At 61.0% G+C, this 18,990-nt stretch carries 21 protein-coding genes; 14 read left to right on the top strand and 7 right to left on the bottom strand.

The features are described from left to right. The first annotated feature begins 204 nt into the window (after positions 1–204). The 4 genes from FHT85_RS16015 (at position 205) to guaA (ending at position 4,065) form a co-directional block, all read left to right on the top strand. Complete coding sequence (locus tag FHT85_RS16015) at positions 205–1,002, top strand: alpha/beta hydrolase (protein WP_112409772.1); 798 nt, start codon at positions 205–207, stop codon at positions 1,000–1,002. 239 nt (positions 1,003–1,241) lie between these two features. Next, positions 1,242–1,703 (top strand): PaaI family thioesterase, encoded by a 462-nt coding sequence (locus tag FHT85_RS16010; RefSeq protein WP_112336852.1) that lies wholly within the window; start codon positions 1,242–1,244, stop codon positions 1,701–1,703. Continuing rightward, positions 1,700–2,341 carry a 5'-methylthioadenosine/S-adenosylhomocysteine nucleosidase gene (locus FHT85_RS16005; RefSeq protein WP_112336756.1) on the top strand — a complete coding sequence of 214 codons (642 nt, stop codon included), beginning with the start codon at positions 1,700–1,702 and terminating at the stop codon, positions 2,339–2,341. Before FHT85_RS16010 ends, FHT85_RS16005 begins: the two co-directional genes overlap by 4 nt. 161 nt (positions 2,342–2,502) lie before the next feature. Then, entirely contained in the window at positions 2,503–4,065 is a 1,563-nt protein-coding gene (guaA, locus tag FHT85_RS16000; RefSeq protein WP_112399658.1) for a glutamine-hydrolyzing GMP synthase, read from the top strand. A 143-nt stretch (positions 4,066–4,208) separates the two neighbouring features. Here the strand turns inward: guaA and FHT85_RS15995 are convergent, their stop codons facing one another. Beyond that, positions 4,209–4,856 (bottom strand): TetR/AcrR family transcriptional regulator, encoded by a 648-nt coding sequence (locus FHT85_RS15995; RefSeq protein WP_112399659.1) that lies wholly within the window; start codon positions 4,854–4,856, stop codon positions 4,209–4,211. 112 nt (positions 4,857–4,968) lie between these two features. On the opposite strand from FHT85_RS15995, the gene FHT85_RS30830 reads away from it, so the two are divergent. Together FHT85_RS30830 and FHT85_RS15990 are read left to right on the top strand one after the other, a co-directional pair. After that, positions 4,969–5,094: a hypothetical protein gene (locus tag FHT85_RS30830; protein ID WP_281412961.1), complete on the top strand. Its 126-nt coding sequence runs from the start codon at positions 4,969–4,971 to the stop codon at positions 5,092–5,094. Continuing rightward, positions 5,087–5,980: an NAD(P)/FAD-dependent oxidoreductase gene (locus FHT85_RS15990; protein WP_112409770.1), complete on the top strand. Its 894-nt coding sequence runs from the start codon at positions 5,087–5,089 to the stop codon at positions 5,978–5,980. The genes FHT85_RS30830 and FHT85_RS15990 overlap by 8 nt, the downstream gene beginning before the upstream one ends. 134 nt (positions 5,981–6,114) lie before the next feature. On the opposite strand, the gene FHT85_RS15985 is transcribed toward FHT85_RS15990, so the two are convergent. Next, complete coding sequence (locus FHT85_RS15985; protein ID WP_112336759.1) at positions 6,115–6,555, bottom strand: hypothetical protein; 441 nt, start codon at positions 6,553–6,555, stop codon at positions 6,115–6,117. A gap of 315 nt (positions 6,556–6,870) precedes the next feature. On the opposite strand from FHT85_RS15985, the gene FHT85_RS15980 reads away from it, so the two are divergent. Then, entirely contained in the window at positions 6,871–8,376 is a 1,506-nt protein-coding gene (locus FHT85_RS15980) for an FAD-dependent monooxygenase (protein WP_246780007.1), read from the top strand. Between the two features lie 129 nt (positions 8,377–8,505). Further along, the gene (gene mug / locus FHT85_RS15975; RefSeq protein WP_112409769.1) at positions 8,506–9,084 is read left to right on the top strand and encodes a G/U mismatch-specific DNA glycosylase; all 579 of its coding nucleotides are present in this window, start codon (positions 8,506–8,508) and stop codon (positions 9,082–9,084) included. 46 nt (positions 9,085–9,130) lie between these two features. Here the strand turns inward: mug and FHT85_RS15970 are convergent, their stop codons facing one another. Further along, on the bottom strand, positions 9,131–9,694 hold the full coding sequence (locus tag FHT85_RS15970; protein ID WP_112409768.1) for a methylated-DNA--[protein]-cysteine S-methyltransferase: 564 nt from the start codon (positions 9,692–9,694) through the stop codon (positions 9,131–9,133). Positions 9,695–9,833: 139 nt separating this feature from the next. After that, positions 9,834–9,971: a hypothetical protein gene (locus FHT85_RS15965; protein ID WP_162700908.1), complete on the bottom strand. Its 138-nt coding sequence runs from the start codon at positions 9,969–9,971 to the stop codon at positions 9,834–9,836. Between the two features lie 211 nt (positions 9,972–10,182). Here FHT85_RS15965 and FHT85_RS15960 point away from each other — a divergent pair, with 211 nt between their 5' ends. Further along, positions 10,183–10,794, top strand: coding sequence for a 2'-5' RNA ligase family protein (locus FHT85_RS15960; RefSeq protein WP_112409767.1), 612 nt, complete (start codon positions 10,183–10,185; stop codon positions 10,792–10,794). Positions 10,795–10,803: 9 nt separating this feature from the next. On the opposite strand, the gene FHT85_RS15955 is transcribed toward FHT85_RS15960, so the two are convergent. Continuing rightward, entirely contained in the window at positions 10,804–12,447 is a 1,644-nt protein-coding gene (locus FHT85_RS15955) for a SulP family inorganic anion transporter (RefSeq protein WP_112409766.1), read from the bottom strand. An 89-nt stretch (positions 12,448–12,536) separates the two neighbouring features. Further along, positions 12,537–13,418, bottom strand: a complete 882-nt coding sequence (locus tag FHT85_RS15950; RefSeq protein ID WP_112409765.1) for a LysR family transcriptional regulator — start codon at positions 13,416–13,418, stop codon at positions 12,537–12,539. 91 nt (positions 13,419–13,509) lie between these two features. Here FHT85_RS15950 and FHT85_RS15945 point away from each other — a divergent pair, with 91 nt between their 5' ends. From FHT85_RS15945 to FHT85_RS15935, 3 genes are all read left to right on the top strand, one after another. Continuing rightward, positions 13,510–14,484 carry a quinone oxidoreductase family protein gene (locus FHT85_RS15945; RefSeq protein ID WP_112409764.1) on the top strand — a complete coding sequence of 325 codons (975 nt, stop codon included), beginning with the start codon at positions 13,510–13,512 and terminating at the stop codon, positions 14,482–14,484. A 269-nt stretch (positions 14,485–14,753) separates the two neighbouring features. Beyond that, positions 14,754–15,935, top strand: a complete 1,182-nt coding sequence (locus tag FHT85_RS15940) for an MFS transporter (RefSeq protein ID WP_112409897.1) — start codon at positions 14,754–14,756, stop codon at positions 15,933–15,935. Positions 15,936–16,053: 118 nt separating this feature from the next. Continuing rightward, positions 16,054–17,115: a succinylglutamate desuccinylase/aspartoacylase family protein gene (locus tag FHT85_RS15935; protein ID WP_112409763.1), complete on the top strand. Its 1,062-nt coding sequence runs from the start codon at positions 16,054–16,056 to the stop codon at positions 17,113–17,115. Positions 17,116–17,403: 288 nt separating this feature from the next. Here the strand turns inward: FHT85_RS15935 and FHT85_RS15930 are convergent, their stop codons facing one another. Next, complete coding sequence (locus tag FHT85_RS15930) at positions 17,404–17,925, bottom strand: MarR family winged helix-turn-helix transcriptional regulator (RefSeq protein WP_112409762.1); 522 nt, start codon at positions 17,923–17,925, stop codon at positions 17,404–17,406. Positions 17,926–18,079: 154 nt separating this feature from the next. Here FHT85_RS15930 and FHT85_RS15925 point away from each other — a divergent pair, with 154 nt between their 5' ends. Continuing rightward, entirely contained in the window at positions 18,080–18,436 is a 357-nt protein-coding gene (locus FHT85_RS15925; RefSeq protein WP_112409896.1) for an ArsC family reductase, read from the top strand. 9 nt (positions 18,437–18,445) lie between these two features. Continuing rightward, on the top strand, positions 18,446–18,919 hold the full coding sequence (ybaK, locus tag FHT85_RS15920; protein ID WP_112409761.1) for a Cys-tRNA(Pro) deacylase: 474 nt from the start codon (positions 18,446–18,448) through the stop codon (positions 18,917–18,919). Positions 18,920–18,990 lie beyond the last annotated feature (71 nt).

The raw sequence follows: 18,990 nt of genomic DNA, 5'->3' as shown, positions 1-18,990 counted from the left end.
AGAATACAAAGATAGGCATTGAGCTTGCTTTTGCATACACAAGGCAAGCTTGACGCCGAATCGGAATGCAGATGGGGCTTTTGATCCGTAGGATCCGGGCAGATGCCGTCCCCGAGACATACAAAATTTCAGAAGCTTTACCGTTCCGGCATCCGGCACGACTGCTTTCTGGTGCTAATTTATCTCTAAACGATAGGTATCACGATGATGATGACCAGACGAAATTTCGCGACCGCCATTGTTGCCGGTGCCGCCGCCACCCTCATGTCCACGCGTGGCATGGCCGCCGGCAGCTCGACCACGGGCGCGGCTGCCTCCGCGCCCTTAAAGGTCCGCAACTTCGTTCTTGCGCATGGACTTTTCGCAGACGGCTCCTGCTGGACGGAGGTCATCGCCCGGCTGCAGGCCAAGGGGCTGAACTGCACGGCCGTGCAGAACCCGTTGACGACTCTCCCCGAAGCCGTCGCGGCGGTACAGCGCGTGCTCGACCGCCAGGACGGCCCGACCGTCCTTGTCGGCCATTCCTTCTCCGGCATGTTAGTGACGGAAGCCGGCGTTCATCCGAAGGTTTCGGCGCTCGTCTATGTCGCAGCCCGCGCACCGGATGCCGGCGAAGATTATACGGCGCTCGCCAAGACATATCCGACGCCCCCTGCCTCGGCCGGTATCGTCTTCGACGGCGACGAAGGACGGCTCACCGAGGAAGCCTTCCTGCGCGACTTCGCCGGCGACCTGCCCAAGGCCAAGGCCGAAGTGCTTTATGCCGTGCAGCAGCCCTTCCAGAAGGCTTTGCTGACTGGAAAGACCACTCAGGCCGCCTGGCACAGCAAGCCAAGCTGGTATGCCGTTTCCACCGAAGACAGAACGATCAATCCGGATCTGGAACGCTTTATGGCCAAGCGTATGGGCGCCAAGACCATCGAAGTGAAGGCAAGCCACCTCTCGCTGATCTCGCACCCCGACACGATTGCCCATCTGATCTTGGAAGCCGCCGGGCACTGATCGACCAGATCGGCAGCGAGCTGCGTCCGCATCCAGCTCTCATCGGCGGCTGCGAGTTGCCAAATCGTGGTCATCTGTGTCCTCACGACAAGCTTCCTTGCGTCGGGTAGCACGGCGAGTTGATCGGGGAAATTCGGTGCCGGCACAGCAGCTTGGGGCGCTTTCCTTTTTCCATCGGATAACCCTTGTCCAAATGGCCTCTCCATGCCAATTTCGCACCCGCGAAAGAAGGGGACGGCATGACAGGGGCAGATGACACGGGGACCGGCGGCGATTTTCGGACCCGCATCAGAACGAGCTTCGCGCGACAGGCGGCGATGGCAACGATCGGTGCGGAACTGACGCGCGTCGAGCATGGTACGGTCGAAATCGAGCTGCCGTTCGATGTGAAGCTGACACAGCAGCACGGAATCCTGCATGCCGGGATCATTGCCGCCGCGCTGGATTCCGCCTGCGGCTTTGCGGCCTACAGCGTCATCGATCCCTCCGCGTCGATCCTCACGATCGAATTCAAGGTCAACCTGATGTCGCCCGGGCGCGGCGAGCGCTTCCTGTTTCGGGGCGATGTCACCAAGCCTGGCACGACGATCATCGTCGCCGACGGCCGCGGCTATGCCATCGGCGACGGACCGGCCAAGCTGATCGCCTCGATGACGGGAACGATGATGGTCATCCGGGGCAGAGAGGGAATTAGCGGATGAAATTCGAACTGAAACGGGTATCGGGCAAATCGATCCTGTTCGTCATGGCGGCCGAGGCCGAATATGGACCCTTCCTACGCTCGCGCATCGATCCGCTGATGACGGGCGTCGGCCCCGTGGAGGCCGCGATTGTGCTCACCCGCGCCTTCGCGCAGCTCGAAGCGCAGGGCGACCTTCCCGATCTCGTGGTGTCGCTCGGCTCAGCCGGCTCCGCCAAGCTGGAGCAGACGGAGGTCTACCAGGTCACCTCGGTTTCCTACCGCGACATGGATGCCTCGCCGCTCGGCTTTGAGAAGGGCCGCACGCCCTTCCTCGATCTGCCTGCAACGATCGAATTGCCACTACGTATCCCTACCATTGCCGAGGGCAGCCTTTCGACGGGCGCCAACATCGTCTCCGGCTCCGAAGCCTATGAACGCATCGGCACCGACATGGTTGACATGGAAACCTTCGCCGTGCTGCGCGCCTGCCAGACCTATGGCCTGCCGCTGATCGGCCTGCGTGGCATTTCCGACGGAAAGGTGGAGCTTCAGCACATTTCCGACTGGACGGAATATCTGCATGTGATCGACCGCAAACTCTCCTACGCGGTCGATGGGCTGTTTACGGCGCTCGAAGACGGCGTATTCTGGTTTTGAGGGACTGGAAACCACCGAAGCATTTCCAGGAAAAGTGCATGGCGGTTTTCCGTCCGGAATTGCGAAGAAGACAGAGAATGTAGGACAATCGGGACAATAAAATCGCCGTTTGCGTGATTTGCCCGATTGCCAGGGAAAGCGCTTTTCATTAAAGGCTCGCCATGACCCAGACAGCACATCCAGATACCGTTCTCATCGTCGATTTTGGCAGCCAGGTGACGCAGCTCATCGCACGGCGCGTGCGCGAAGCGGGCGTCTACTGCGAAATCGTCCCCTTCCAATCCGCCGAAGCCGGCTTCAAGCGGCTGCAGCCGAAGGCCGTGATCCTCTCCGGCAGTCCGGCCTCGACCGTGGACGAAGGCTCGCCGCGGGCGCCGCAGATCATCTTCGACAGCGGCATCCCGGTCTTCGGCATCTGCTACGGCCAGCAGACCATGTGCATGCAGCTCGGCGGCAAGGTCGAGAGCGGTCACCACCGTGAATTCGGCCGCGCCTTCCTGGAAGTCGACAAGGATTGTGCCCTCTTCGAAGGTCTGTGGTCGAACGGTTCGCGCCATCAGGTCTGGATGAGCCACGGCGACCGCGTCACCATGCTGCCGGAAGGTTTCGAAGTCGTCGCCACGTCTTCGAACGCGCCTTATGCCTTCATCGCCGACGAGAAGCGTAGATATTACGGCGTGCAGTTCCATCCGGAAGTCGTGCATACGCCCGATGGCGCCAAGCTGATCGGCAACTTCATCCACAACATCGCCGGCATCAAAGGCGACTGGTCGATGTCGGCCTATCGCGCCAAGGCAGTGCAGGCGATCCGTGATCAGGTGGGCGACAAGCGCGTCATCTGCGCTCTGTCAGGCGGCGTCGATTCCTCCGTCGCCGCGCTTTTGATCCACGAGGCTGTCGGCGATCAGCTGACCTGCATCCTCGTCGACCACGGCCTGATGCGCAAGGACGAGGCGGCAAACGTCGTTGCCATGTTCCGCGAGCACTACAATCTGCATCTGATCCATGTCGATGCTTCCGACCGCTTCATCGGCGAGCTCGAGGGTGTTTCCGATCCCGAGACGAAGCGCAAGATCATCGGCCGGCTCTTCATCGAAACCTTCGAGGATGAAGCCAAGAAGCTTGGCGGCGCCGATTTCCTCGGCCAGGGCACGCTCTATCCCGACGTGATCGAAAGCGTTTCCTTCACCGGCGGCCCTTCGGTCACCATCAAGTCGCACCATAATGTCGGCGGCCTGCCGGAGCGCATGAAGATGCAGCTCGTCGAGCCGCTGCGGGAACTCTTCAAGGATGAAGTGCGCGCGCTCGGCAAGGAGCTCGGCCTGCCCGACAGCTTCATCGGCCGCCACCCGTTCCCCGGCCCCGGCCTCGCCATCCGCTGCCCAGGCGGCATCACCCGCGAGAAGCTGGAAATCCTGCGCGAAGCCGATGCTATCTATCTCGATGAAATCCGTAAGGCCGGCCTCTATGATGCCATTTGGCAGGCATTCGCCGTGCTGCTGCCGGTTCAGACCGTCGGCGTCATGGGCGATGGCCGCACCTATGAATTCGTCTGCGCGCTGCGCGCCGTCACCTCCGTCGATGGCATGACCGCGGATTTCTATCACTACGACATGGAATTCCTCGGCCGCGCCGCGACCCGCATCATCAACGAAGTCCGCGGCATCAACCGCGTGGTCTACGACGTCACCTCGAAGCCGCCCGGCACGATCGAATGGGAGTGAGGGGGAACGGTGGTGATCGCGCAGTCTAAGCGCCAATTTTCGCTGCCGCGCCTGCTTCGTCCATTTGAGCGGCGCTTGAATGGCGTCGCCCAAAAAAAGCGGGCGTTATTGGTTGCGTCATCGTCCTTCACGGCCCGTCTAGGCTATCCCCCCGCGTGGTCGTTGCCCCCGTGCGCGGCGATGAACATGGCGACGGCCGACCGGCAATAGGATTCGATCTCGTTGTCGTCCTCTGCTCTCGCCTCATCGAAGCGTGCGATAATCAGGAGATCGGAGCCTTTGAAAAGCGCGGCAAACAAGCGGGCGGACCGGAGAGGATCGGGCACGTTCAGAACCGCCTTCGCGTGCAACTGACGTAACAGGGCCTCGATTTGGGCGATGATATGGGCGGGGCCGGCTTCGTAATGGAGCTTGCTCAACGACTTTTGACTTGTCATATCGGCCATGACCATGGCTTCGACATTGCGGACGTCAGGGCGCAACAGCGTGCGAAGCAGCGACGATCCCACCGCCATGAGCTGATCTTCCGCCGAACCGTCGACGCCTTCAAAAAGGGCCTGTGGTATTAACTGTTGGCAGCGGGCCGCAAACGCCGCGCCAAACAGCGCCTCCTTGTTCTCGAAGTGCCGATAGATGCTGAGCTTGGATATCTTCGCTCGCTGGGCGACCTTGTCCAATGTCGTCGCTTGAAAACCCAATTCTGCAAAGAGTTCGCCCGCGGCGACGACTATGGTTTGGCCAAGCGTCTCGTTGGCGGGCCGGCCGCGCCGGCCCTGACTGTTTTCGTTCACGGCAATTATGGTCCTTGACAGTATCGTAATGGCTGAATTACGATACCATGTAGTATCTAAAATACGCAAGCGCATTTGTCGGACGATCGACGGCCTGAACTGCGAGAGATCCATGCAGCGACGAACCCTGCTGAAGCTGGCCGCGGCGCTTTCCGCCATCGGCATCGCCCGCGCCCCGGCCCGCCAAGTCCGGCCCATCCTCTTCCATCCACAACAAGGAGCCCATCACCATGGATGACGTCATCATCATCGGCGGCAGCTTTGCTGGCCTCGCAGCCGCCCTTCAGCTCGGCCGTGCCCGCCGCAAGGTCACCGTTCTCGACACCGGCCTGCCGCGTAATCGCTTCGCCGGCCACTCGCATGGTATGCTCGGCCACGATCACAAGCCGCCGCTGGACATCCTGACCGAGGCGCGGCAGCAACTGGCGCGCTATCCCACGATCAAGCTGGTCAATGCCCGGGCCGACGGCGTCTCCGGCACCATCGACGATTTCTCCGTCCTCACTGGCGATGGCGAAAGCCTTGGGGCGCGCCGCCTGATCCTGAGCTATGGCATCACCGACCAGATGCCTGCTGTTCCGGGCTTTTCCGAAGGCTGGGGCACGTCCATCGTGCCCTGCCCCTATTGCGACGGCTTTGAAGTCGCCGGCCAGCATTGGGGCCTCGTCTGGTCCGGCCCGCAGTCGCATAATCAGGTCAGGCTGTTCCACGACTGGACCGACAAGCTGACAGTCTTCGCCGATGGTCACGACATTCCGCCCGATATCCGGGCCGATCTGGAGCGTCGCAACACACCTATCATCGATGGTCGGATCACTGAAATCGCCCGTCACGGGGTCCATGGCGCCACCGTCAAGCTCGATACCGGCCCCGATGTCGCGGTCGACATCCTGTTCGCCCATCCGCGCAACAAGCCGTCTGCAAGCCTGCATGAACCACTAGGCCTCGCCACGGCCGCCACGCCCCTCGGCATCGTCCTCAAGGTCGACGAGCGCCGTGAGACCAGCATGCCCGGCATCTACGCCGCAGGGGACCTCACCAACCCCCTCATCCCCTCGGTCACCACGGCATCATGGCAAGGCACGATGGCGGGGATCTTCGCCCAACAGTCGATGCTGGCTTGAGAGCATTGATTCCCTAAGACCCGCGGAATGCGATCGACTTCGCCCTCATGGGTAGCTTGCTTCGCAACGAAGGCCTGATCGCCATTCCTGCAGATCAGGCCTTCGGGCAATAATTATCAGAGCTGAACGCGCTCTTATTTCATTGTGACGCTCAGGCCGCTGATATCGGCATTGACCTGCAGGCCGACCTGCCTGCCCGTGAGCTCGAGTTTGGCACCCTTGTCATTGGTCATGACGATCATCTGGGCGCCCTTGCCCACCGCGCCACCGCCACCGGCAGCGCCGTAGACGCCGGCCACATCCCGGGCGCGGCGAATATTGCGCACAGTGCCCTGGAAATAGGTCTTGGAGGCACCGAAGGCGAGACCGCCCGAAATGCCGCCAATCGAGATTGGATAGCGCTTGCCGTGGAAGGTTAAGGTGCCCTCGCCTCCGGAGCCGCCGACGAAGAAAGCCGCCTTGTAGACGGAGAAGCGGATGGTGCCGCTATCGGCATGTGCCGCGCTGGCGAAGCCAATTCCTGCGGCAGCGATGGCGGCAACCGCGACCGACCGAAATCCAGATGAAATATTCATGATGAGCTGCTCCTCAAATGCGCCGCTTACCCAGCCGGCCGGGCACGACGTCAGCGTCGTATAAAGTCAAAGACAAACGATCTCGCACGACCTTTGGTTCCAAAGTGCACAATAACAACGCGTTAGGGCGCGGATCAAATATCTTATTGGATGGGGAGGCAGCTGTTTCGTGAGGGATTTCGCAGGTCGATATTCGACCACGAGAGCAGATATTCGCTCTCTCTAGTCTACATATGTGGCGCACAAGGGACTTGCGTCAAGACCCGGCTCCTCCCGTACAAATGCCGGCGCAAACCGAAAAGCGGGAGCATGGACATGAACATGACTGTTACGAAACATGCGGTGGTTATTGCCGGCGCCGGTCCGACAGGGCTCATGCTGGCGGGCGAATTGGCCTTGGCGGGTATAGACGTCGCGATCATCGAGCGGCGTGCCAATCAGGAGCTTGTCGGCTGGCGCGCCGGCGGTCTACATGCGCGCACCATCGAAATTTTCGACCAGCGCGGCATTGCCGATCGGTTCCTTTCACAAGGACATATAGCGCAGGTGGCAAGTTTCGCCTCGGTGCGCCTCGATATCAGCGATTTTCCCACCAGACACAATTATGGCCTGGGACTGCGCCAGAAACACATAGAGCGCGTCCTTGCCGACTGGGTCGGCGAATTCACCGTGCCGATCCATTACGGCATGGAGGTTACCGGCTTCGCGCAGGACGATGATGGCGTCGATGTTCAATTGTCCAACGGGACGACGCTGCGAGCGGATTATCTCGTTGGATGCGACGGCGGGCGCAGCCTGATTCGCAAGGCGGCCGGCATCGATTTTCCGGGATGGGATGCGACCGTCAGCAATCTCATCGCCGAGGTGGACATGACCGATGAGCCGGAGTTGGGCATTCGTCATGATGCGCTCGGCATGCATTCCCTCGGCAGGTTCGAATACGAAATCCGCGACGGCAAGGTCATCTATCCTAAGACAGGGCCGATCGGCGTGATGCTGACGGAGCGGCAGTTGAGAACCTCGAGCGAGCCGAGCTTCAGCGATCTCCGCGACGCTCTTATCGCCGTCTTTGGCACCGATTATGGTGCGCATAACCCCCACTGGATTTCGAGATTTACGGATGCAGTGCGACAGGCAGCATCCTATCGCAAGGGCCGTGTGCTGCTCGCCGGGGACGCCGCGCATATCCATCCCCCGGATGGCGGACAGGGTCTCAATATCGGTGTGCAGGATGCCGTAAACCTCGGATGGAAACTGGCCCAGGTGATCAAGGGTATATCGCCGGAAAGCCTGCTCGATACCTATCACGCCGAGCGTCATCCGATCGCTGCCCGGGTGCTGCGCAATATCCTGGTCTCGGTCGCGCTCCGCCGCCCCGACGACCGCACGCAGATCCTCCGTGAGACCATGGCCGAATGCCTCGCCATGGATGAGCCGCGCCGGCGCTACGCCGCGATGATGTCCGGCCTGGATATCCACTACGATCTTGGCGAGGGACATCCGCTGCTCGGCCGCCGCATGCCCGATCTTGACCTCACCGCCGCCCATGGTCCGCTGCGGCTCTTGCTGCACGGAGGCCAGCCTGTGCTGCTCAATCTTGGCGTGCCCGAGAGCTTCGATATCGCCCCTTGGGCGGATCGGGTGCAATCGATCAACGCCCAATATGCCGGGCCGTGGGAGCTTCCAGCGATCGGCGCGGTTGATGCACCCACTGCGGTATTGATACGGCCGGATGGATATGTTGCCTGGGTTGGAGAGGAGACCCAGTTGGAGCTTCCGGAGGCGCTGACCACGTGGTTCGGCCCGCCCACTGTTGTGTGATGCGTGAAGGCCGGCAGGATTCGGGCAGGCAAGGGCGGATCAGGCCTCTTATCCCTTGGCCGCCCGGGCGCTTATCGGCTAGCGTGACGAAGGCGGCGCGCTCGCCGCCGCTTTCGCAGGAAATCCGAGATGCAGGATGATGCCCCAACGAAGACCCTGAATGAGCCGATAGACATACCGGAGCAAGCAAGCGGGCTTGCCGAAATCCTGGCACCTGATCTTTCCGTGGTCTTTTGCGGATTGAATCCCGCGCTGACCGCGCATCGCGACGGGCATAACTTCTCGAGCCGCAGCAACCGCTTCTGGCGGGTCCTGCACCTTGCCGGCTTCACCCCTCGCCTGCTGCGGGCGGAGGAAGAGCGCGAGATGCTGCAATATGGCCTCGGCCTGACATCGGCGGTCTCCCGCCCGACGAAAAGCGCCAGCGAGCTGAAAAGGAGCGATTATATTGCCGCCGCTCCAGTGCTCGAAGAAAAGATCAGGAAGTTCACGCCGGCCAATCTGGCGTTTCTCGGCAAAGCGGCCTATGCCGCCATCAGCCTGCGGGCCAATGTCGAATGGGGGCGGCAAGCGGAAAAATTTGCGGGCGCTTCGATTTGGGTGGTACCGAACCCGAGCGGCCTCAACAGGGCCTTCGATCTGGCGAAACTGACAGAGCACTATCGCGAGGTGAAATGGGCGATTGAACAGAGCGGTTTCACTCAGTAACCGCCCTCCCGGTCCATCTTGCTTACTCCTCGGGCCGCTTTGTGGCCTAAAACCCCAGCGACTGCTGCACCGGTTTTGGCGGCGCGAGCTGAACGCCTTCCAGCTCCAGCATGCGAGCCTTGGAGTTGGAACCGCCCGGCGCGGAAAAACCGCCGATCTTGCCGCCTGCCGCCAGAACGCGATGGCAGGGAATGATCAACGCCACCGGGTTCTTCGCCATGGCCTGCCCGACATCGCGCGCAGCTTCCGGCCCTGCGCCAAGCTGCTTGGCCAATGTGCCGTAGGTCGTCGTGTGGCCCCAGCCGACCTGTCGGGCGGCATCGTAGATTTGCCTGAAAAAGGCATCCTGCTCGCCGAGATCGAGCGTGACGTCGGAAAAATCGATCTCCTCGCCCGCGAAATAGCGCTTCACCTTGGCAACCACTGCCGCGATGTCCGCGCTTGGGGTCCCGGGCTGCGCATTCGGCAAACGGCGCAGAAGCAGGCGCTCGGTCGCGCCCGCATCCTTCGTCGGCAATTGAAAACGCAGCACGCCGACATCATTCCAGGCAATGCCGCAGAAGCCGCCGGCGGTCTCGAAGATCAGGTAATTCTGGCTTGTCTCGTTCATGACGAAACCTCCCGTGTTTCCACTTGCCATGAAAATCGTCCTCGGAAGCGTCGAATTCAACCCGTTTCTTGCGAGGAAGGAGAATTGCCACCGTTTTGATGTCGGCGGCGCGGCTCTGAGACAATCGCGAGCGCGGATATCAATATCCGCCGCCGGTTGGAGGAGCGTTCAGCGTCATGCCGCCACCACTATTGCGCTCGCCGGATGTCGAGCAGGAAGCGATACCAAAGCCGATGAGAGCGAAAACAACGGCCGCAAAGACTGATCTGGTGAACATGATCGTGATTCCTTTGAGTGAAAATGGGCACGCATGCCCGAACCTGGAATGAACAGATCAGGTCGTCCTTTTATTCGATCGCTTTTTGAAACGAGGGATGTCGCCATTCTAAGTGTTCTTGTTTTGTTCTTGAAATCATAGCCATTGAGGCATATGCTTTGGAGATCGGAAAACAAAAGGAGGCAGAGCCAAACCGGCTTTGAATAAAGCCATGCAGCATGTCGATCAGTTGTCATTTAATCTCGGCAAACCGCCTATTAATCGCGAGGGTAAAAGCCCGCCAAAACGCCGGCAAGCACTCTACTTTGCCGCGTTGCCAGACCCGGAAATCGCTAGATTGGCCGCTGAAATGACCGTCGACCAAAGTCGACGAAACAGGTTGATGCGCACAGCGAGAAAGCAGGATCTTTACCATGCCTCTATCTATCCCATCGATATTGTCTCCCGCTCGCAGGAAGAAGCCACCTTCGCTGCGTTGGAGGCCGGGTCAACCATTTGCTTAAAATCGTTTCCCTTAATATTCGATCGGGCAGGCACATTCGGCAACGGCAACAACCGTCAATATGTACTCTGGTGCAGGGACGGAAACGAGGGACTAGCGACACTTCGCCGAGAATTGGATGCTGCAATGCAAAGCATGGGCTTCGAAAGCGGCATATCCAAATCGTTCCAACCTCACATGACGCTGTTTTATTGCAACCACATTCTTTCCGAAGTGATTTTGGAAGCGCCGATCGCTTGGACGGTCAAAACGTTCACGCTGGTCAACAGCTTTCAAGGCGACGGCGAACATGGCCATGTCTGGCATTGGCCATTATTCTAAATCTGGCGCTTACGGTTTCGGAACAGGTTCAACTGTCGCCATCACAGCCGCCACGGCATCATCGACGCTGAAGCTGCAGCGCTTGTCGACATCGGCGACGCCCGCGACCGTCATGAGATCGCGAACCCGGTCATGCACCCGAGCAAACTGTAGACGGAGACCGGCGCGCTGCATGGCGCCGTCGAACTCCATCAAGGCGTCCATCGCCGTGCTGTCGATATCGGAGCTTTCCTCCAGGCTGAGGATGACGGCCCGCAATCCGACTTCACTGCGGCTGCCGGACAATATCTCGCCGAAGATCGTATCGGCATTGCCGAAAAACAGGGTTTCGCCGGGGCGCCAGATGGCGATGCCCGGTATCTCGGCGGCGTCGTCATGCCTGCTGACATCGACGAAGTCATGGCTGTTGTCGAGCCGTCCCAAACGGGCGATATACGGGGATGCCAAGCGATGCATCATGGCAGCGAGCGAAAGGGCGATTGCCAGCAGCATGCCATTGAGCACGCCGAAAGCGAGCACGCCGACGGCGGCGCCCAGTGCCACGTAGAAATCGCGACGCAGACGGCGCAGCCGCAGGATGGGGCTGGGGTCGAGCGCATGCGTCAGAGCCGCGATCACGACGGCGGCCAGCACCGGCTCCGGCAGAAGCGCCACCAGTGGTCCCGCACAGGCAATCAGGATCGCCAAGCCGATTGCAGCGAAAACGGTCGTCGCCCGCGTCTTTGCCCCCGCGGCCTCACTGGCGAAGCCTGCGGAAAAACCCGCACCGACCGGCATACCCTGAACGACGGCACTGGCAATATTGGCGGCGCCCAGCGCACCAAGCTCGCGATTGATCTCCAGCGTCTCGCCATAACGCAGGGCGAGTGCACGCATCGTGCCCCAGGATTCAGCAAAGAGGATGAGGACAAGAGGCACGGTGAATTGCACCAGCCGCGAATAAGCAGCCCAGCCGGCGTCCGGCAGCGAGGGCCATTGCGGCAGGATCTCGATCGGGCCGACCAGCTTGACGCCATGGCCTTCCAGACCGAACAGATAGGAGGCGAAGATGCCGGCAGCCAGCACAAAGAAGGCGGCGGGAATGCCGGGCAATCGCTTCAGCAGCAACAATGCCGCTAGCGCGACCACGCCTACCGCGACACTGATCAGGTTCCACTGCATGACAGCGCCGAAGAGTGCGGTCGCGTAAGCCAAGATATTCGAGCCTTGCACAGGCACACCAACGAGGATCGGCAGCTGATGCAGGATGATGGTGATCGCCAATCCGAGTGCGAAGCCGCGCAGGACCGGCCGCGAGATGAAACCGGTAATGCCGCCGAGGCGCAAGGTACCGGCGATGACGAAAAGAATGCCGGCGAGCGCCACGGCGACCGTGGCAAGCCCCGCCTTGATCGTCACATCACCCGGCACGACGGCCAATGTGGCGGCGAGAATGGCAGCGGATGAGGATGTGGGGGAGACGATGGCAAAGCGGCTGCGGCCGAATATGGCATAGATGAGACATCCGACGATGCCGGCGAGGATCGCACGATGCGGCGGCAGGCCGGCGATGCCGGCGTAAGCGACCGCTTCCGGCAGCATCAGTCCGGCAACCGATATGCCCGCGACCAGATCCGCCCTGTCCACCAGGAACCAACTGCCCAGCTTCGTCATCGATCACCGACCGTAAGTGTGGTCCATCCATCTATGGATAGAGATTCGCCACGAGGCCGCAACAGAAAAATACGGGTTGGATTCGGCACTTATACGGCGCTGTCCGAGGCGTCCCGCAAGGGACAGCTTTGACCGACCACATCCGCAACGAAGTCCATAACCGCACGGATGGCAGGCGAGCGACGGAGATCGGGATAGGTGACGAGCCAGAGGTCGCGCGTCGGTGACGGGATCTCCGTCGGCAGGCGCACCAATCCTGCCTCGCGATCGCCCAGAAATCTCGGAAGCGCCACGACCCCCAGTCCGGCACGAGCGGCCTCGAGCTGGCCGAAAACATCGGTGGCGCGGAAGACGATCGGACGACCATTCAGCAGACTGCGAAGCCAGGTTTGCTGGGTCAGATGCTCCATCGCCGCATCATAGCCGATGAACACCCAGTCCTCCTCTGGCGTTTGCGCTAAGGGCGGGATCGCGTAGAGACCGAAGCGCATGGCGCCGATACGCCGGACCAAGAGATCGCTTTCCTCCGGCCTGATCATGCGCACGGCGATGTCAGCCTCGCCGGAATTGAGCGCGACGCTGCGTGCAATGCCGGCAATGGTCAGCGTGATGTTCGGATGATGGGTATGAAACAGCGCGGCTTTCGGCGCCAGGAGATGAGCAGCGATCGACGGCGGTGCGCTGACCTTGACTGCAGCGGAAAGCCCGGAGACAGCGCTTTTCGAATAACGCCTGATCGCCTCGACATTTTCCTCCATACCCGCCACCAGTTCGGCGATGGCGCGGCCATCGACCGTCAAGGGCGAGGTGCGTGGCCGCCGATCGATGAGACGCAGATCGAGCGCACGTTCCAGCGCCGCAATGCGCCTGCCGACCGTTGCGTGGTCGACCCCCAACTCGCGCGCCGCGGCAGAGAGGGAGCCGGCTCGAGCGAGAGCGGCGAAATGGTGAAGGTCCTGCCAGTCGATCATTGGTGCATTATTGCACAGATATGGTGAGTTCATACCGAATTTATTCGCACAGCGATTCATGGTCAAAAATCGTCCGAAAGGAGATTTCCCCATGCCCCTAGCGATTGCCATTACCAGCCCCGGCGGCCCCGAAGTCCTGAAAGCCGTCGATCTCCCTGCTGTCGAACCCGGTCCCGGCCAGGCACGAATCCGCCAAAGCATCTCCGGCGTCAATTTCGTCGACATATACGTCCGTTCCGGGCTTTACCCGCTGCAACCCGGCAACAATGTGTTGGGCTTTGAGGGTGCAGGCATTATCGAAGCGCTCGGTGCCGATGTCGGCGATCTGAAGGTCGGCGACCGTGTCGCCTATATCGGTCATCCGATCGGCAGCTATGCCGAGATGCGCACGCTGCCTGCAAGCCGGCTGGTGAAATTACCCGATGGCGTCAGCGAGCGGGTTGCCGGCAGCACGATGCTGCGCGGACTAACGGCGCAGATGGTGCTGCAAAAGACCTATCCCGTGAAGGCGGGCGAGTGGGTGCTGGTGCATGCGGGCGCCGGCGGGCTCGGCCAACTCGTTACGCGTCTTGCCAAAAAGATTGGCGCGAAGGTCGTCGCTACTGTGGGATCCGAAGCCAAGGTCGGCATCGCCCAGGAAGCAGGCGCGGACGCGGTTCTCCTGCATACATCCGCGGATTGGGTCGCCGAAACGCGTCGCATTGCCGACGGCCGTGGCGTACATCTTGCCGTCGACGGGATCGGCGGGACCATGTTGTCACAGACGCTTGCTGCGGTGCGTCCCTTCGGCATGGTGGCCAGCCTCGGGCAGGTCAGTGGCCCTATTCCGCCGATCAAGATAGAAGAGCTGACCGCGCCCCGCGTGATCGGCCTGTCGCGTCCGAGCGTGTTGGCTTATGCCAACGATCCCGAACTCTACCGCGAAGGCGCCACGGCGCTTATAGCCGCGCTGCAGGCCGGGCTCGTCAACCCGATCGGCGCGGAATACGAGCTGAAGGATGCCGCCCGAGCCCATGCCGACCTCGAAGCAGGAAGAACGACGGCCAGCGTCATACTAACGATGTGATGCCTTTTGCCCATTCTTCCTTCGGGGAGAATGGGTTTACGCCGCTGGCACGCCCCATGGACAATCGCCCACGCACAATCAATTCATCCCGTCAATGGCTTTTGCTGCAAGGCAGCAATTCATTGACCTCGCCCGCTGTTGCCTGATAGCCATTACCCATGGCGACGCACGGCCCTCAGGCCTTCGCCGTCACTGCTATCCGATCCGAATCCGCTTCCTTCGTGGCAAACAGCATGGACACCGCTGCCGGTGCCCGCAGGCGACATCCCGTGAACACTGCTTCCCAGACCATCCGGTCCACCTCGACCCTGTCTCTCATCTCGATCGTCGCGCTGACATTCTTCGGCTACCTTGCCATCGGATTGCCGCTTGCGGTTCTGCCGACCTATGTCGACAGCAGCCTCGGCTTCGGCGTTGTTTGGGCCGGCATCGCCGTCAGCACGCAATATGTGGCGACCATCGTCAGCCGCGCCCATGTCGGCCGGCTCTGCGATCAATACGGGCCGCGCCGTTCGGTCTTCCTGGGCTTCCTGGCCTATGGTCTGTCGGGCGCACTCACCATCGCTTCCACTTTTACGATCCAAGTCCCGGCGGCAAGCCTCGCCCTTCTGCTTGCAGGGCGGCTGGCGCTCGGCATCGGCGAGAGCTGGGTGAGCACGGCGGCGATCACCTGGGCGATCGGTCTGATGGGGTCGCGCGAAACAGTCCGCATCATCTCCTGGAACGGCATTGCCACCTACGGCGGCATTGCGCTCGCCGCCCCGTTCGGCGCCTGGCTGCAAGGGCAATACGGCTTCTTCGCCATCGGCGTCGTCACCATCATCCTTGCGGTTGCCGGCTTCATGCTAGCGCAAACGCGGCCGCCGGTCCCCGGCGTCAAGGAAAAGGGTATCGGCACGGGCCAGGTGCTGAGCCGCGTTGCACCGTACGGCGTCGCGCTTGCGCTTGCCTCGAGCGGCTTCGGCGTCGTCATGGCCTTCGTCGCGCTGTTCTTCCATAGCCGCGGCTGGGACGGCGCCTCCTTTGCGCTCAGCGCTTTCGGCCTTGCCTTCATGGGCGTGCGCCTGGGTCTTGCGCAGGCAGTCGCCCGTTTCGGGGGCCTGCCGTTGGTGCGTATTTCCCTTGTCATCGAGATCGTCGGCCTGGCTGCGCTTGCCTTTGCCCCATCTCCGACCGTTGCCATCATCGGCGCGGCTCTCGCCGGAGCCGGCTTCGCGCCCGTCTTCCCCGCACTTGGCAACGAGGCCATGGAGCGCATCCCGCCGCAGAACCGCGGCGTCGCGCTCGGGCTTTATTCGATCTTTCTCGACGTGTCGCTCGGTTCGACCGGCCCGATCGCCGGCCTGTTCGCGGATCATCTTGGCTATGCGGCACCCTTCACCTTCGGTGTTGGTGCGGTGCTGCTCAGCCTGATCCTGAGCTTCTGCCTGCGCAGGAATGGCAGCCGCTGAAAGCTATTTTGGCGCTGTTTGTCCCCGGTCCTGATTCTGGCATGTGGTGACAAACGGTTGCGGATTGCCTGCAGGGCTTGATATGGGTCTCTGATTATCATCAGCAGGAGGCCCGCCCATGAACGTCACCGAAATCGTCATCGAAGGTGACACTCCGGGGATCGCCTGGCGGCTGCCCGTCCTGCATTTTTCCGGCAACAAGACGGATACCCCGAAGATCTACATCCAGGCTGCATTGCACGCCGGTGAACTGCCGGGAACTGCCTTGGTGCATTTCCTCTGCGAGCGACTTCGGAAAGCGGAAGCCGAAGGCGCGATCCTCAGCGATATCGTCGTGGTGCCGCATGCCAATCCGATCGGCGCGGCGCAATCGCATTTCGGCGAGATGCAAGGGCGCTTCGACTTGGGCTCGCGCACCAACTTCAACCGCGACTTTCCGCTGATCTCGCTGCGCGACCGCAATCTCCTCATCAAAAATCTGGAACGCTACCCCGCCGTCGACCGGCTGAAGCGCCAGTTGATCCATATGGCGCTCGGTGCCGATCTGGTGATTGACCTCCATTGCGATGACGAATCCCTGCAATATGCCTATATCGACGAGGCATTCTGGCCTGAAGCCGCCGACCTTGCCGCGGCGCTCAAGATGGATGCCGTGTTGTTGTCGGATGGCGAAAGCTCGGCCTTCGAGGAGGCCGTCAGCTTCGCCTGGAAATACGAAGTGCCGGGGGAAAAGAAGGCAAGGTTGCCGGGAAAGCTTTCAGTCACCGTGGAATTGCGCGGCACCCGCGATGTCTATCCCGAGATGGCAAAGAACGATGCCGAAGGGCTCTGGCGCTTCCTGGCCGCGCGCGGCGCAGTCCGTGATGACAGCGTTGCACTTCCTGCATTCGATGGCCCGGCCGTGCCGCTCGACAATGTCGAGATGATCCGTGCCCCGCAGGCGGGCACCGTGCTCTTCCATCGCAATATCGGCGAGCGCGTTGAAGAAGGTGATCTGCTGGCAACGATCATCACCGCCCCGGGTATGCCGGATGGGACCATCGACGTCCGGGCGCCGCAAGCAGGTCTGATCGTCACCCGCGTATCGGATCGGCTGGTGCGCCGGCGCGGCGACTTAATGAAGATCGGCGCTGATAAGCCGAGTTCCGTCGCCCGCAAGCCGGGAACACTTGAGGATTGATTTTTCTTAGCGGCGATCGATCACCTTGCAGCGCATGGTGAAGGCGATCGCTGCTGATTCCCGCAGAAGAATGCCGAAGCGACCCACGCGATATGACGCGCTTGCAAGAGCAGCACGACAGATACCCATTAGCCGGGCAAGAATTGAACGATTCTCCATCGCGATCATGCCTCCGATCGAGTTGATGCAGGCAATGTCAGATCATCGAAGGCGGCAACTACCGTCCTTCGAAACATATGTATGCAGTGTGCATATATATGATGAAGATGTCAAGCCCTCTGTCCCGGACTACGTCATGAAGGCAATCGGGCAGCGATCCTGGTCGCAAACGCCTTGATCGCAAACGCGGCAGACCACATCCTGGTCATCGCCGAGATCTACCAAGGCCGGCAGCAGTTTTTCGACGAGATGGCCGAACTGCATCGCCTCTTCCGGCCCTAGCACTGCGATGGCCCGCTGAATGACCGCACGGCGGGCGGCAAGGCTGCGCTTGAAAAGCGCGCGCCCCCTCTCCGTGAGCTGCAGCGAGCGGGCGCGCTTATCGCCGTCGACACCGCCGGCCCGCAGCACGAGACCGGACGCCACCAGCTGATCGACGAGGCGCACGGTGGCGGAATGGGAGAGCGCGATCATTCGACGCAAGGTCTCGATTGTCAGGCGAGGCTCAGTGCCGATTTGAACGATGGCGGCGATTGCGCTCGGGCCGAGGCCGGTTTCATCCGTGAAGGCCTTTTCCATCTTGTCCACGAGAGCGAGGCTCATGGCGCCGAAAAGATTCTCCAGCCGTAACATTTCCTTGTCCGTCGCCATGCTCCAACCCGCGCTATAAATATGCACACTGCATATTTATAGGATGATGGGTGGCGACTGCAACGGAAGAGAGAACGGCTTCGCCCCGTGATCGGCTTTCATACGCCGTTGTTCGCATGATATGCGCTATCAGACAGCAAGAGACGGATTCGACATGACGATCACCATTTACGGCATCAAGAACTGCGACACGATGAAGAAGGCCCGGACCTGGCTCGAGGGCCATGGCATCTCCTATGATTTCCACGACTACAAGACAGCCGGCATCGACCGAGATCATCTGGAGCGCTGGACGAAGGAAGCCGGTTGGGAAGTCGTGCTCAACCGCGCCGGCACGACCTTCAAGGCACTGCCGGACGCGGACAAGGCCGATCTGTCGAAGGAAAAGGCCATGGCGCTGATGCTGGCGCAACCTTCGATGATCAAACGCCCCGTGCTGGAAGCGGACGGAAAGTTGCTGGTGGGATTCAAGCCGGATATTTATGCGGCTGCATTCGGCAAGACAGCGTAGAGACAAGCCATGTCCAAAACCACCCGCGCCACGCAAGTGCTGACCCAGGCGAAGGTCGCCTTCACCGTGCATGCCTATGACTACGATCCGAATGCGGAGCGTGTCGGCCTGCAGGCGGCAGAGGCACTCGGAGAAGAGCCGCATCGCGTGCTGAAGACCTTAATGGCCGAAGTGGACGGAAAGCCGGTCTGCGCCGTCGTGCCCTCGGATCACGAGGTCAGCATGAAGAAACTCGCAGCGGCCTTCGGTGGCAAATCGGCCAACATGATGAAGCCTGCCGATGCCGAGCGTCTGACAGGCTATCATGTCGGCGGCATCAGCCCCTTCGGCCAGAAGAAGCTTGTACCGACCGCCGTAGAGGCGCAGGCTATGACCGAAGCGTACGTCTATATCAACGGGGGCCAGCGCGGGCTGCAGGTGCGCCTCAGCCCTCAGGATGCGTTGACTGCTCTCAAAGCCAAGGCCGCGCCCCTGATTGCCTGACGATCTGCAAGATCGGACAAAGCGCCTTCAATTTCGCCGCAAACCGGTCTAAGTCTTCAGACCATCTTCGA

The sequence above is a fragment of the Rhizobium sp. BK312 genome (assembly GCF_014193605.1).
Classification (GTDB): domain Bacteria; phylum Pseudomonadota; class Alphaproteobacteria; order Rhizobiales; family Rhizobiaceae; genus Rhizobium.
This window is presented reverse-complemented; position numbering and strand designations above follow the sequence as displayed.

What these genes read in the sequence shown, in the direction of transcription:
- FHT85_RS30830 (WP_281412961.1), top strand. Translation starts at nt 4,969, where the DNA reads ATGCAGCGACGAACCCTGCTGAAGCTGGCCGCGGCGCTTTCCGCCATC.
- ybaK (WP_112409761.1), top strand. Translation starts at nt 18,446, where the DNA reads ATGTCCAAAACCACCCGCGCCACGCAAGTGCTGACCCAGGCGAAGGTC.
- FHT85_RS15945 (WP_112409764.1), top strand. Translation starts at nt 13,510, where the DNA reads ATGCCCCTAGCGATTGCCATTACCAGCCCCGGCGGCCCCGAAGTCCTG.
- FHT85_RS15925 (WP_112409896.1), top strand. Translation starts at nt 18,080, where the DNA reads ATGACGATCACCATTTACGGCATCAAGAACTGCGACACGATGAAGAAG.
- FHT85_RS16015 (WP_112409772.1), top strand. Translation starts at nt 205, where the DNA reads ATGATGATGACCAGACGAAATTTCGCGACCGCCATTGTTGCCGGTGCC.
- FHT85_RS15960 (WP_112409767.1), top strand. Translation starts at nt 10,183, where the DNA reads ATGCAGCATGTCGATCAGTTGTCATTTAATCTCGGCAAACCGCCTATT.
- FHT85_RS15935 (WP_112409763.1), top strand. Translation starts at nt 16,054, where the DNA reads ATGAACGTCACCGAAATCGTCATCGAAGGTGACACTCCGGGGATCGCC.
- FHT85_RS15955 (WP_112409766.1), bottom strand. Translation starts at nt 12,447, where the DNA reads ATGACGAAGCTGGGCAGTTGGTTCCTGGTGGACAGGGCGGATCTGGTC.
- FHT85_RS16010 (WP_112336852.1), top strand. Translation starts at nt 1,242, where the DNA reads ATGACAGGGGCAGATGACACGGGGACCGGCGGCGATTTTCGGACCCGC.
- mug (WP_112409769.1), top strand. Translation starts at nt 8,506, where the DNA reads ATGCAGGATGATGCCCCAACGAAGACCCTGAATGAGCCGATAGACATA.
- guaA (WP_112399658.1), top strand. Translation starts at nt 2,503, where the DNA reads ATGACCCAGACAGCACATCCAGATACCGTTCTCATCGTCGATTTTGGC.
- FHT85_RS15970 (WP_112409768.1), bottom strand. Translation starts at nt 9,694, where the DNA reads ATGAACGAGACAAGCCAGAATTACCTGATCTTCGAGACCGCCGGCGGC.
- FHT85_RS15985 (WP_112336759.1), bottom strand. Translation starts at nt 6,555, where the DNA reads ATGAATATTTCATCTGGATTTCGGTCGGTCGCGGTTGCCGCCATCGCT.
- FHT85_RS15990 (WP_112409770.1), top strand. Translation starts at nt 5,087, where the DNA reads ATGGATGACGTCATCATCATCGGCGGCAGCTTTGCTGGCCTCGCAGCC.
- FHT85_RS16005 (WP_112336756.1), top strand. Translation starts at nt 1,700, where the DNA reads ATGAAATTCGAACTGAAACGGGTATCGGGCAAATCGATCCTGTTCGTC.
- FHT85_RS15950 (WP_112409765.1), bottom strand. Translation starts at nt 13,418, where the DNA reads ATGATCGACTGGCAGGACCTTCACCATTTCGCCGCTCTCGCTCGAGCC.
- FHT85_RS15980 (WP_246780007.1), top strand. Translation starts at nt 6,871, where the DNA reads ATGAACATGACTGTTACGAAACATGCGGTGGTTATTGCCGGCGCCGGT.
- FHT85_RS15965 (WP_162700908.1), bottom strand. Translation starts at nt 9,971, where the DNA reads ATGTTCACCAGATCAGTCTTTGCGGCCGTTGTTTTCGCTCTCATCGGC.
- FHT85_RS15930 (WP_112409762.1), bottom strand. Translation starts at nt 17,925, where the DNA reads ATGGCGACGGACAAGGAAATGTTACGGCTGGAGAATCTTTTCGGCGCC.